We start from the raw sequence: 12,948 nt of genomic DNA on the forward strand, positions 1-12,948 counted from the left end.
GGTTTGATAGTTGCTAATGCGTTATCTGTAAATAGTGATATTCTTTACTCAGAAGATATGCAAGATAATTTGGTCATCGCTCGACAACTTACAATTGTAAACCCTTTTAAGTAAAGCGAAATTATTGGGAAAAATACCTGCTTTCTCATGGTAGCGATCGCAATAGTTGCTTCCAAAATCCCGTCATGTTAAACAATGATATAGTTTTGCGATCGCTTATCCAACTACACAAACAGGACTTAGCGCCTACCAAGTTAAGCTGTCATCCTCTCCCTTTCACGCGTGGAGGGTTAGGGTGGGGTAAAACATAAGCTCAAACCGTCTATTTGTAAGCTATTTCAGACTGGTGCGTCATTGTTGCTTGGCAAGGGGGTTATTGCAAAGTAATAGGGGAATTGCTTATTTACAAGGATTATAGTTTAATAAGATTGGTTATCAGCCAAAATCGGGTTTGTGTAGTAGCAAACTACATTTGTTAAAAACTCATACATTAAAATCCTATTATAGCAAAACTAATGTCTGAACAAGATAAAGGCTCCATTGAACTGGCTGAATTGATTCAACAGGTTAAAGAAGACCTTCTTTCAGTTGCACCAGGAAACGATAAGCCGGGTACGGCTTGCGTCAAGGGCGATCGCGATGCTCCTTTCCTGTTTGTGGAGTCTGTGGAACTGGAGTTACAGGTGACTATCAAGCGGACTGGTAAAGCAGGTGCTAAGGGAAGCGTCAAAATTAACGTGCTGGGGGTTGGGGGTGAAATTGGTGGTGAGGTAGGAGGCGATAAGCTGGGTACAGCTTGCGCTTCGCGATAAGCCGGGTACGGCGGCGCTGCCATGCGATCGCAGTCGAGATGAAGTTCATAAGGTGAAAGTCAAACTATCTCCTCTGTTTGATAAAGAACTTTTAGTGAAGTTTTACGAGAAGAAGTATTCGGAAAAAATGCCCGCGACGTTGAATAACAGTTTAACAGGACTCTTTAAAGGTGATGAGGAGAGCAACCTGAATGATGACCTTGGTGAATAATATTCAGACCAATGAGTAAAGTTAACTTGCTGGAACTGCGATTTTATCCGATTGAAGGAAACCAACAGCGCTTTAAAGTGAGTGTGGAAGGTTTTTCTGGGGAAGTCCATCACGAACCAGTTCTACCTTTTTTGCGATCGCCTACACCTCCAGTGAAATCATCTGAAAATAAATTACCACCGACTATGACTTTGACATTAGACAATGAGCAACGAAGAAAACTGAGAGATGCTTTAATCAGTGCGTTTCCAAGTGAAGCTGAATTAGAGAGAATGCTAGACGATAAGTTAGGAATTCCTTTAAATACTATTGCAGATGGTAAAAATTATACAGAGCTTATATTCAATCTTATAAAATGGTTTAATAGCCAGGGGCAATCGCAAGACCTTGTGCAAGCTGCATATGCTGCTAATTCAGGTAATCCTGAGTTAAAAGAATTTATTCGAGAAATCAATTATCAGATACCTAATGAACCAAAGGACACGTTGGAACAGCAGATCGATACGCTTCAAGGTCGGTTACTTGTTTTATCTTCCAATCAATCTTGGAGTCGGGTGCAAGCAATTAAACTTAAAGAATTGAACAAACGATTGGAAATTCTGGGAAGTGACTTTGAAGCAGTATCTAACCAGTTGAATTACACCGAAAACGCTCAAACTCGCAATAACTTGCAACGACAGCTTGATGCGATCGAGCAGGATATGAAAAAAGTTGAAGAACAGATTAACGAATTGGAACATGGTAGAAAGTAGAGTTTCGCAAATCAAAAAGAAGGTTCTTCAAGAACGCTTAGACGCTCGGATGAAGGAATATAAGGCGCTGAATCAGCAATTAAACAACGAGGGAAATGCAGCAACTCTAGAGAAATTAAAGCGACAAATTCTGGAAAAAGAGAAAGAGATGCGAGAGGTTGAAGATGAGCTAAATAGCCTTACCAATTCAGAATATCCTCTAGATTCTCTGCTTCAAATTCTTCAACTTTATCAAAAATCAGATATTTCTCCTATTAAAAGAGCGTATCAAGTTTGCTGTCCTCAAGGGTTTCTGCAACAGAGCGATACTGTAAAAGACATTTTAGCAACTTTACAAGATCTCCCTAGTAATAATCAAAAATTTACTCCTATTGATTTCTTTGTAGCCCATCTAGTTCTTGATTCTAAAATATCTCAAGAATTGGCTGAAAATATAAAAAAATGGGGAGAAAATAATATTGCTCAGTTTACTCAATTACTTCACGATTGTAAACAAGACTTGATTAATAAAAATCAACCTTCAGATTCTTATTTATTAATAAATATTAATCAAAAAAAATCGAATTTCAATCAATTTCAAGTGAAAGCTTGGTTGATTCCTAATATTCAAAATTATCAACCCGAACGTGAAGAAGGTTATAAAACTCTTTATGTATCTGATTCTCCAGATGATATCTTTACACTCGATGATTTGCCTCAAATCGTGGATTTGCTTTTAGAGCAAAGTGATGACTATCCTCTACAAAATCTAACTGTAGAATTTTTTCTACCTTACGAACTGCTTAGCTATCCAGTTGATAAATGTATAAAAGAGGAATATGGTTATGAAGAAAAAATTGGACAAAAATATAGAGTGACTGTCCGTGCATTTGAACGTTTGGACAAGAAGTATCGTAGCAAGCATGAAGTCCGTTGGCGCGAAAAATGGCAGAAAGTAACACAAGTATGTAAGTGTAGAGAGACATTTATATGTTCGCAAAATTATGAACCAACAGATCTTCGTCGATCGCTAGATGAAAAAGTAGGTTTGATACTTACTAAATTCCCAGAAGAGCCAAAAAAGACGAGCCAAATATTTTCTGTGTTGCTGATCGCTGCTACTCCCGTGGCTATTTGCCTAAGATCGACTTTTAAGAGTATAGAAACTCAAGACAACAACTTAATTGATTTTCTTTTAGAATGCAGTATTGGAGAAATTCCAGAAAATGTTAGAAAAAAACGCCTTGATGCACCACAAGAAGAAGATGACCATGTAGGACATCATCTTTCGTTGATTTGGGAAGACCCCGATCGCCTAACACCTGATGTAGACTTTTTTTATCAAGTACCAAAATTTATATCTTAAGCATATGAATGACTGGAAAATCTTTAAGGGGGATGGAACGCAAAATAATGATTGGAAACTTCCAGAGCCGCCTAGTTGGAGAAATTTCAGTAACAATACTGACGAGGGGACTGCTAAAAAGCAAAGACGAGGTGAAACATACCAAGCCCGTCCTGAAGAAATAGAGTTAGTCAATGCAGCTTTATATTTACGGCGACCTTTATTAGTAACTGGTAAGCCAGGAACAGGTAAAACATCTCTGGCTTACGCCGTTGCTTATGAATTGAATTTGGGAGAAGTATTACACTGGTCAATTACAACTCGCACTACACTAAAGGATGGGCTTTATCGTTATGATGCGATCGGGCGGTTGCAGGATGCAAAAGGTGCAAGTGAAGATAATCTGAAAGAAATTGGCAAGTATATTGACTTAGGACCATTAGGAACGGCTTTACTTCCTTCAGAAAAACCAAGAATATTGTTAATCGACGAAATTGATAAAAGTGATATTGATTTGCCTAACGATCTACTGCACATCTTTGAGGAAGGAGAGTTTGAAATTCCAGAACTCAGGCGGATTGCTGGTAAATTAAATGAAGTGGAAGTGCAAACGGCATATACTAGTACAGCAGACACTAGTAAAGCAGAAACAACAGTAAAAATTCGCGAGGGACGTGTTCGTTGTACAACTTTTCCATTTGTGATTCTTACAAGTAATGGGGAAAGAGATTTTCCACCGCCCTTTTTGCGGCGCTGTCTGAGACTAAATATCAAAGAGCCTGAGCAGAAAGAGTTAGAGCGTATTGTAAGCGTACATCTAAAGTTAGACAACAAGTTACCCGAACAAGCAAATAGTTTGATTGCTAGGTTCCTGGATAAACGGAAAAAAGGAGAGTTAGCAACCGATCAATTGCTCAATGCAGTTTACCTAGTAACAAAAGGAAATTTTCCAATAGGCAACAATAAAGATGACTTAATTGAGCAGGTATTGAAGTATTTGGATAGTTCAGAGGAGTTATGATTGGATCGTTAATTGCTCGTTTAGAAAAGGCTGGGCTAGAGCTAAATGCGGAAGAAATTGCCGATATCCTTTGGCTGGCAAATCAGATGGAACAAGTTACCCAAAAGTCAAGTGAAACTAAGCAAGCATTGGAAGGATCTAGTCAACCTCCTACACAGATAAAATCTACTTCAGCAAATACTGCACAAACTTCTCCTCCATTACCTACCCCTTCTATAAAAGAGCCTACTGTTCCTGCTTACGCGTCTGATACCCTTCCTGAATCTAGTTCTTCTGACAAATCATCACCCACACTAGAAGGACTTCCCTTTAAAGCTCCTGCTGTAGCCGCTTTACAAAATTCATTGGCTTTAGGGCGATCAATTCGTCCCCTCATGCGAAAAGTGCCATCCCGAACAGAATTAGTTTTGGATGAAGAAGGTACGGCTCGACAGATTGCAGAATATCAGGTTTGGTCGCCTGTTTTGCAACCCGCACGGGAACGCTGGTTGGAGTTAGTGTTGGTGGTGGAAGAAACCCGTACAACAGTTGTTTGGGCACAAACCATTGCAGAATTCCAAAAGTTAATGGAGCAGCATGGGGCATTTCGCAACGTGTATACTTGGAGTCTACAAACGAAAACAGATGGAACACCCCAGCTTTTCCCAAAACAACAAAAAATCCGAAAAAAACAACGTTCTCGAAGTCCAAAAGAGTTATTGGATGCTACAGGTAGGCGATTGATATTGTTGATTAGTGATTGTATTTCACCTCTATGGTGGAAAGGGGAAATACACAAACTATTAAAGCTTTGGGGAGATCGCGTTCCAGTTGCGGTACTACAATTGTTGCCAGAGCAATTGTGGGAGCGAACAGTATTAGGATTGGGAACCTCCGTGCAACTAAGCGCTCTCACTCCTGGTGTCCTCAATTCACAACTGATTGTTAGTGGATTACCCATTTGGCAAGAAGAAAAACCAACAGTAGCTTTACAGTTTCCTGTAGTGACGCTAGAACCCGAACTCTTAACAGAGTGGGCGCGAGTCGTTGCTGGAGTTGGTAATATTCAGACATTAGGTGTTTTATTTGAGCCGAATTGGACTGAGTTCATACCAGAATCTCCATCTCCGAACTCCAAGCAAACATCAGATCCAGAACTATTAGTCAAACGATTCCATGCAACAGCGTCTCCTCTTGCAAGACAATTAGCAGGTTTAATGGCAGCTGCACCTGTCAGTTTGCCTGTAATCCATCTCATTCAGAAAGAACTTTTGCCAAAATCAAGGCAAATTCACTTGGCAGAGGTTTTTATGAGTGGACTGTTGCAACTAGTTCAAGAGCACTCACAGACTCAAGCAGATCGTTGGCAGTATAAATTTGTAGATGGAGTTCGGGAAAGTTTGCTTGGTTCTGTAAGAATTACCAAAATTGATGAGGTGTTGGAAGTTGTTTCTCAATATATAGCTAGTAAGACAGGATTACAAATCAAGAGTTTTGCAGCATTATTGGTTCCTAACCCTGAGTGGGATACTCACACGCAAGAAGAAATTATTCCCTTTGCTCAAGTTACCAAGCAGGTATTGCGTCAACTAGGTGAAGACTATGCTGCTTTAGTAGAACAATTAGAACAAAAATCGCAAGTTATCCCCAAATTTACAGAAATATCTGATAACCTTCCTAAGTTATTAACCTTTGAATTTGAGGTAGCAACTATCTCCATTGAGGATGAGACAGATAATTCTTTAGGTATCAACCTGCAACCTTTTGAATTTGAAGTAGCTACCATCGAACTGAAAAAAACAGGTTTGTTCCGGCGAAAAACAGAGTTGATAGTTAAACGGAGCCGGAAACAAGCTTGGGGCTTTATCGAAGATTTGGGGGATGGAGTGCAGCTAGAGATGGTAGCTATTCCTGAAGGTAACTTTTTGATGGGTTCGCCAAAAGATGAATTGGAGCGAAGAAGTAGTGAAGGACCTCAACATAAGGTGACAATTAAACCTTTTTTCTTAGGCAAATACCCAGTTACCCAAGCACAGTGGAAGGCTGTTGTGTCCCTTCCTCAAGTTAACCGCGAACTCAAACCCGATCCATCTTATTTTAAAGGTGACAATCGACCTGTGGAAAAAGTTTCATGGTATGATTGTGTAGAGTTCTGCGATCGCCTTTCCCGATACACTAACAAAACCTACCGTCTGCCTAGCGAAGCTGAGTGGGAGTATGCTTGTCGAGCAGGTACTACAACTCCGTTTCATTTCGGTGAAACGATTACCTCTGATTTAGCTAACTATAATGCCAACTCTACTTATGGTTCGGGTGTTAAAGGTGTTTATCGTGAAGAGAACAAACCTGTTGGAAGTACACCTGTCGGAAGCTTTAACGTAGCTAATGCTTTTGGAATATACGATATGCATGGGCAAGTGTGGGAATGGTGTGAAGACCATTGGCATGAGAATTATCATGGAGCACCTACAAATGCTGAAGCGTGGATAAATCGACTAGAAGATAATGAGAATCATTTAAGAATCCTGCGCGGTGGTTCGTGGTACATCAGCCCCGAACTCTGTCGTTCTGCGTGTCGCAGTTCCGTCAATCCGAAGAACAACACCGACCATATCAGTTTTCGAGTTGTGTGCGTTGTGTTGCCGATAACTCATAGCCGCCATTGACACTTGAGCACTTTTGCCCTTGGCTCCTTTTTTCTTAGCACTTGGTTAGCGTAACGGAGTGGAGGAAATAAAACTTTTTTTTCGATTGAGTCTGCCTAATAACTAACTAGAACTCCATAAAAGTATGTTTTATTTAACTTGCCTTACGACGTATCATGCTTTTAGAAGAATTATGTTATTCCGATTCCTGACTTCTTGAAGAAGTTGAGAATCTTGTAGCCGATCATCAACCATAAAAATCTTTTTTCCCTAACCTCTAAAAATGACAAAAGTAGTCATCAACCGTTCTCGACAAACAGCACAATATTTTATTGAAGAATTGGGCTATGGAGTCCAACTAGAAATTGTGCTGATCCCTGGTGGCAGTTTTCTGATGGGTTCTCCAGAAGAAGAACTTGAACGCTTAAGCTGGGAAAGTCCTCAACACTCAGTCACAGTTAAACCTTTTGGTATGGGCAAGTACCCAGTTACTCAAGCACAGTGGCGAGCAGTAGCGTTTCTTCCCCAAGTGAACCGCGAACTCAAACCCGATCCATCTTATTTTAAAGGTAAAAATCGACCAGTTGAACGAGTTTCATGGTATGATTGTGTAGAGTTCTGCGATCGCCTATCCAACTACACGAAAAGAACTTACCGTCTACCAAGTGAAGCTGAGTGGGAGTATGCTTGTCGAGCAGGTACTACAACTCCATTTCACTTTGGCGAGACAATTTCCACTGACTTAGCTAATTATAGAGGTACAGACGACGAAGAATATAAATGGTCAGGTTCCTACGGGAAAGGAAACAAAGGAATTTACCGCCAAGAAACCACACCTGTTGGCAGCTTTGGTGTAGCTAATGCTTTTGGGTTATACGATATGCACGGGCAAGTGTGGGAATGGTGTGCCGACCATTGGCACGAGAGTTATGAAGGAGCACCCACAGATGGAGAAGCTTGGATAGATTTGGGAAATAATGATAACCAAAGTCGTCTTCAGCGCGGTGGTTCGTGGTACCTCAACCCTGTTTACTGTCGTTCCGCGTGTCGCCTCTACTACAACCCGGACAACGGCTACGACCTTATCGGTTTTCGAGTTGTGTGCGTTGTGTTGCCGAGAACTCAGTAGCCCTTAGCACTTGAGCGCTTTTGCCCTTGGCTCTTCTTTTCTTAGCACTTAGTAAGCGTAACGGAGTGGAGCGATCTAAATTTTTTTTTCAAAAATCCAACTACACAAATATAGTATATCATGTAAATTCCAGTCTGTAAATTTTGCCTGAAATTTTCTCAGCACCCACATGGAAGAACTACCTATTATCCAAAAAACCTATGATTTGATTAAATGGTACGTGCCGATTCTGAATCGCCTACCTAACACTCATAAATTTATCTTAGGGGATAGGATGATTAAAGAACTGTACGATCTCTTAGAAAATTTAATAGATGCTCGATATGATACAAAAGATAAATTATCCAAATTAGAACCATTAAGCAGCAAACTGGATATTTTACGTCATCAAACCAGACTTTTACTGGATTTCGAGTTAATTGCCGTACATCGTTACGAATACGCAGGTAAGTTTATTAATGAGATTGGAAGGGAGTTAGGCGGTTGGATCAAACAGCAGAACAAGCTCAAGCAATCGAACAGCTAATACAAACGATCGCATGAAACGCCACGGAAACCTCTACCCTCAAATTCTCGAATTGGAAAACCTCTTAATAGCTGCAAAGAAAGCCCAAAAAGGAAAAAGATTTCGAGATAACGTTCTAGCTTTTAATTACAACTTAGAAGAAGAATTAATTAAACTACAAACAGAACTAGCTCAGAAAACTTACCAACCCGGAGCTTATAAAACCTTTTATATCAAAGAGCCAAAAAGTCGGATGATTTCTGCAGCACCATATAAAGACAGGGTGGTGCATCATGCCTTGTGTAACATAATAGTCCCTCTTATTGAACCTGCATTTATAGATGATTGCTATGCTAATCGAGTAGGATTTGGCACACATCGCGCCTTACGTCAATTTACCCAGTTTTCTCGTTCCAATCGCTACGTACTTCAATGCGATATCAAAAAGTATTTTCCCAGTATTGACCATCAAATACTAAAGATTTTGCTTCACCGTAAAATCAAATGCTCCGATACACTGTGGTTAATTGATGCGATCGTTGACAACAGTAACGAACAGTTAGCCACAGTTGAGTATTTCGAGGGAGATGATTTATTAACACCAGTACAACGAAGGAGAGGTTTACCCATTGGAAATCTTACCAGTCAGTTTTTCGCCAATTTCTATCTGAATAATTTTGACCACTTCATTAAAGAACATCTAAAAGCCCAGAAATACCTTCGCTATGTCGATGACTTTGCTTTGTTTTCTGACGACTGGGGGTTTTTAACCGAAGCGCAGTGGGCTGTTGAAGAATATTTAGCTCAATTAAGACTCAAGATTCATCCGATAAAGAGCCAATTATTTGAAACAAAGCACGGTGCTAATTTTTTAGGCTTTCGCGTCTTACCAGACAAAATCCGAGTCCGCACAGAAAACTTGCGAAGAGCAAAGCGTAGATTGAGAAAGATGAAGAGAGACTATATTTGTGATAAGATTACAGCAGATAAAGTAGCCCAATCAATTCAAAGTTGGTTTGCTCATTTAGAGCATGGGGATACATGGCGATTACGCCAACAGATATTTGCCTCTCTTGCCTGGACAAGGGGGTAGAGAAGGGGTAGGCAACCCCGAATACAGCGCGGTGGTTCGTGGAACAACAACCCTGAAAACTGTCGTTCCGCGTGTCGCAACTACAACAACCCGGACAACGACAACAACAATATCGGTTTTCGAGTTGTGTGCGTTGTGTTGCCGAGATCTCTCCTGTGCCAGAATTGTCGTATGGGAATGCGTCAAGCGTGCCAAAGAAGAGTTCAGACCTATTCCTGTGATGTTGGTAACAGCATCCAAATATCAAGCAAGATGGGGTAGCTTAGTAAGCATGCTGAAAAGTTGCCTCATCTCAGAAAAGAATTAACCGCAGATGAACGCTGATAGACGCAGATACGTCACTGGTTAGTGTTCAGTGTTCCCAAATCTTGCCAACAGTTCTTCACGTGATAAATTAGGTAACTGTAATAACAAAGCCGCATAATCAGATGAAGGTAAATCGGCGATTGGCTGGATCGCTGCTGTTAACTCTTCATCCACTGTTCCAAACCGCATTCTCAACAAAGCATCTATTGTATTGCGACGATCTGCTTGAACACCTTGCTGAACTCCTTGTTCGATTCCTTGCTGAACTCCTTGTTCGATTCCTTGCTGAACTCCTTGTTCTCTAGCTTCGACGAGTCGCTGTTCGTACACTGGTGATAGCTGCATAATTAACTCTCTCTCCTCTTGGTCTAAATCTTGTTTCAGTTCTAATGTCGTTTTGAGATTACTCAATAAATCAATAGCTACTTTCCGCAAGGAATTTTCTGCTGGTAATGCTTGTAACTCTTGAATCGCTTGTTGCTGTACTCTTCCTTTTCCGAGTATCCTCAACCATAACGTCTCTTGTGTCTGTGGTAACTGATGTATTGCAACAATTGCTCCGCGATAAAACTCTCCTAATAAGTAAACTCCTGGCAACCAGTTTTCTTCATCTAATATAGCTCTGAATCCCTCCAACTGAGCCTCTGAGGCTGTGGGTGACAGAATCCACAGAAACGGTAATTCTTCTTCGACTATTTCCGTCCCGTTGCGCTTGGCTTCCCGTTCCAATTCTGCAAAAATGTCAAATAACTTGTTAAGACAACTCCGTACTTCTGTGCGTTTGACAGCATTTCTAAATGGTTCAAACACTGTTGATGTGGCGGCAAACCGTCCTAACAACCCTAACTGTTCTCGCTCCTGACTTTCTTGAGGTGATGGTGCGAAATAAACATCTATTTCTTTAATTTCTGCAGCGACTTTCCGGCTGGTTTCGACTTTGCCTGATGGCGATAGCAATTCTTTGAAGTAATTCTTGGTAAATTGGTCGTAAGGAAATCTTGTCATTGTTTTTGAAGGACAATTGCTGTGAAACTGGATTGCGGACTTCGATAGATTGTAGCCAGCTTACTCTATTTTTGCTACAAAATGATACCGTATATATACTGTTATCTCAAGTGCTTGTGTTTTGAGGTTTGCACAGCGAGCAGAGCGATCGCATTACAAAGATGCCTTCACCTCCACCTTGGCGACAGTTTTGGCATCCTGTTGACCCCAAAAATCTTGCTCCAAGTGCTCGTGATTATAGGAAACAACTTCCAAACACTATTCCTATTCCTGATTCTGCTTCCTCTTCTGATTCTACTTCTAATTCTTCTGCCGAATTCTCCCGCGATAAAAACAGAGGACAAACTTTCCGCTTGCACTCAGCTAAAGAGCAGATTGTTGATGCAGTTAATGCTGCTCTTTATCTGCGCCGTCCCCTTTTGGTAACTGGAAGACCGGGTACTGGAAAAACTTCGCTAGCGTATGCGATCGGGTAGCCTAGTAAGCTTGCTGAACAGTTGCCTCATCTCAAGAAATTGATATCATGACAAAAAAAGACAATTGGAATTGGAAAGGCATTTTTCTCTGGACGGGCGAGGACGCCCGTACCACAAGAAGCAATTTTGGGCATTTTTCTCTGGACGGGCTAGAAGCCCGTACCACAAATTCAACTAAGCTAATAATTCTTTAACTTGCACAGCCTTAATAAACCTAGCTCTTGTGACTCTTGTGACTCTTGTGACTCTTGTGGCTCTTGTGACTCTTATGACTCTTGTGGCTCTTGTGGCTCTTGTGGCTCTTGTGGTACGGGCGTCCTCGCCCGTCCTACTGTGCAAATTCAACTACCGCTTTCCATTGGGACGTTGAATAATGGTTTCCACAACTCGCCGCTTTGCATTCGGGTCAATCCCTACCAAGCGCACATACTCATTGCCATGTTCTCCAAGACAAGATTCAATGGTTGAGATAGCATCATCTTCAGCAGTGATGGGGCTTGTTATACCACTAGTCCATGAACCTGTACGAAAGCGACGCTCATCTACATACTCAATCCCAATTCTGTAACCTTGAGATAATATCTGACGCACTTGTTCTATTGTCTCAAGACTTAATTTTGTATTGAGTCGTTGCTGTTGTTGGTGACCATGACCATTTGTTGGTGCTACAGGCTGAGTAGAACCATTCGTTGATGGCTGATAAGTTGGCGCTGCAGGTGGAGGTGCTGGTTGATAATTTGAGCGCATCCTGGTGTTGTACTCAGTGACTAATCGAGAATCATCAACTCGTTTTTGCTCGCCAACCATCAACTGACCTGTCTCAAGTAAATGGGATAAGCTAAAATCTGGCTTTCTAAATTGTGGCGGTCCTTCAACACTATTTACGATACGCCGGGATACGTGTTCAATCCCCACATCATAAATAAACTGGCGGATTTGTTCGTCATAAATTCGCGATCGCATAGCACTGAAGAAATCTACCGACTGATTTGGAAAAGTATCTACCAGTTGTTCGACATCTCGTTGTGAAAGCCCGTCTTCACTAAAAATCCCCCCGACGATACCAACTTTATCATTTCGGTCTGGGTCCCAGTAAAATTTCTCCATCCTGCCATCACGAATAAGTGGCGCGTAGAGGGTAGAGAAATCATTCCCTGTTACAATAATTGGTACGCGATGTATAGGTGTAGCGTCGTAACTACCAGGCAGTTGCACATCAGTTGGATTGTCAGCGATATTCATCAGCGTGGCATTCACCAATTGAGTATTGACCGTGTATTGCGTACCTTCATCAAAACGTCCCGCACCTGCATCTAAATCGTTAATCATCAACACGCACATTTTACCGCGCACGCGAATGAGTTCGGCTGTTTCTCGATAGCGCAGACGAATGAGACGTGCTGGATCGCCAGCATCAGGGCTTTCGAGTTCACCGCCTGATAAGAGAGTCGCTTCGATACCCATTCTCTCGAAGACTAACTCACATTGAAAAGACTTACCCTCACCTTTGCGACCGTGAATACCCAGAATTAGGGGAACTCGGATACCAGGAATATCGAGAAAATTTTTGGTGATGTGGACAGCGAGTTTGTCCAAAAAGCGAGGGGAAATATAATAACCCATGAACCTCTCCGATTGTTTCAATCCCTATAAGGGATCGCTTGGGGAAGGATAAAGTATGAAGCATAAA

At 41.3% G+C, this 12,948-nt stretch carries 13 protein-coding genes and 1 pseudogene; 12 read left to right on the forward strand and 2 right to left on the reverse strand.

Annotated features, from left to right (window positions below; genetic code table 11):
* Positions 1–515: 515 nt before the first annotated feature.
* The 10 genes from WA1_RS60910 to WA1_RS56170 all read left to right on the forward strand — a co-directional run bounded on the left by WA1_RS60910 (position 516) and on the right by WA1_RS56170 (position 9,732).
* The gene (locus WA1_RS60910; protein WP_017748251.1) at positions 516–812 is read left to right on the forward strand and encodes a trypco2 family protein; all 297 of its coding nucleotides are present in this window, start codon (positions 516–518) and stop codon (positions 810–812) included.
* Positions 813–864: 52 nt separating this feature from the next.
* Positions 865–1,023, forward strand: a complete 159-nt coding sequence (locus tag WA1_RS60915) for a hypothetical protein (RefSeq protein WP_017748252.1) — start codon at positions 865–867, stop codon at positions 1,021–1,023.
* Positions 1,024–1,034: 11 nt separating this feature from the next.
* A complete protein-coding gene (locus tag WA1_RS43125) occupies positions 1,035–1,775 on the forward strand; it encodes an effector-associated domain EAD1-containing protein (protein ID WP_017748253.1) in 741 nt (246 codons plus the stop codon).
* Positions 1,762–3,120 (forward strand): VMAP-C domain-containing protein, encoded by a 1,359-nt coding sequence (locus tag WA1_RS43130; RefSeq protein WP_017748254.1) that lies wholly within the window; start codon positions 1,762–1,764, stop codon positions 3,118–3,120. The genes WA1_RS43125 and WA1_RS43130 overlap by 14 nt, the downstream gene beginning before the upstream one ends.
* A gap of 4 nt (positions 3,121–3,124) precedes the next feature.
* Entirely contained in the window at positions 3,125–4,120 is a 996-nt protein-coding gene (locus WA1_RS43135) for an AAA family ATPase (protein WP_017748255.1), read from the forward strand.
* Positions 4,117–6,765: a formylglycine-generating enzyme family protein gene (locus tag WA1_RS61465; RefSeq protein WP_017748256.1), complete on the forward strand. Its 2,649-nt coding sequence runs from the start codon at positions 4,117–4,119 to the stop codon at positions 6,763–6,765. Before WA1_RS43135 ends, WA1_RS61465 begins: the two co-directional genes overlap by 4 nt.
* Before the next feature lie 262 nt (positions 6,766–7,027).
* Entirely contained in the window at positions 7,028–7,873 is an 846-nt protein-coding gene (locus tag WA1_RS43145; RefSeq protein WP_017748257.1) for a formylglycine-generating enzyme family protein, read from the forward strand.
* Positions 7,874–8,042: 169 nt separating this feature from the next.
* Positions 8,043–8,399, forward strand: a complete 357-nt coding sequence (avd, locus tag WA1_RS43150; protein ID WP_017748258.1) for a diversity-generating retroelement protein Avd — start codon at positions 8,043–8,045, stop codon at positions 8,397–8,399.
* A gap of 13 nt (positions 8,400–8,412) precedes the next feature.
* Positions 8,413–9,471, forward strand: a complete 1,059-nt coding sequence (locus WA1_RS43155; RefSeq protein WP_017748259.1) for an RNA-directed DNA polymerase — start codon at positions 8,413–8,415, stop codon at positions 9,469–9,471.
* Between the two features lie 21 nt (positions 9,472–9,492).
* Positions 9,493–9,732: a hypothetical protein gene (locus tag WA1_RS56170; protein ID WP_148663049.1), complete on the forward strand. Its 240-nt coding sequence runs from the start codon at positions 9,493–9,495 to the stop codon at positions 9,730–9,732.
* Positions 9,733–9,816: 84 nt separating this feature from the next.
* Here WA1_RS56170 and WA1_RS43160 read toward each other — a convergent pair whose 3' ends face one another.
* Positions 9,817–10,782, reverse strand: coding sequence for an RpnC/YadD family protein (locus WA1_RS43160; protein WP_017748260.1), 966 nt, complete (start codon positions 10,780–10,782; stop codon positions 9,817–9,819).
* A 353-nt stretch (positions 10,783–11,135) separates the two neighbouring features.
* Between WA1_RS43160 and WA1_RS62120 the strand changes: the two are divergent.
* A pseudogene (locus tag WA1_RS62120) lies at positions 11,136–11,252 on the forward strand (AAA family ATPase); the annotation flags it as partial.
* A gap of 53 nt (positions 11,253–11,305) precedes the next feature.
* Positions 11,306–11,452: a hypothetical protein gene (locus tag WA1_RS57745; protein ID WP_017748262.1), complete on the forward strand. Its 147-nt coding sequence runs from the start codon at positions 11,306–11,308 to the stop codon at positions 11,450–11,452.
* Positions 11,453–11,603: 151 nt separating this feature from the next.
* On the opposite strand, the gene WA1_RS43170 is transcribed toward WA1_RS57745, so the two are convergent.
* Positions 11,604–12,881, reverse strand: coding sequence for a RuBisCO small subunit-like domain-containing protein (locus tag WA1_RS43170; protein WP_017748263.1), 1,278 nt, complete (start codon positions 12,879–12,881; stop codon positions 11,604–11,606).
* Between the last annotated feature and the right edge of the window lie 67 nt (positions 12,882–12,948).

The sequence above is a fragment of the Scytonema hofmannii PCC 7110 genome (genome assembly GCF_000346485.2).
Lineage (GTDB): Bacteria > Cyanobacteriota > Cyanobacteriia > Cyanobacteriales > Nostocaceae > Scytonema > Scytonema hofmannii.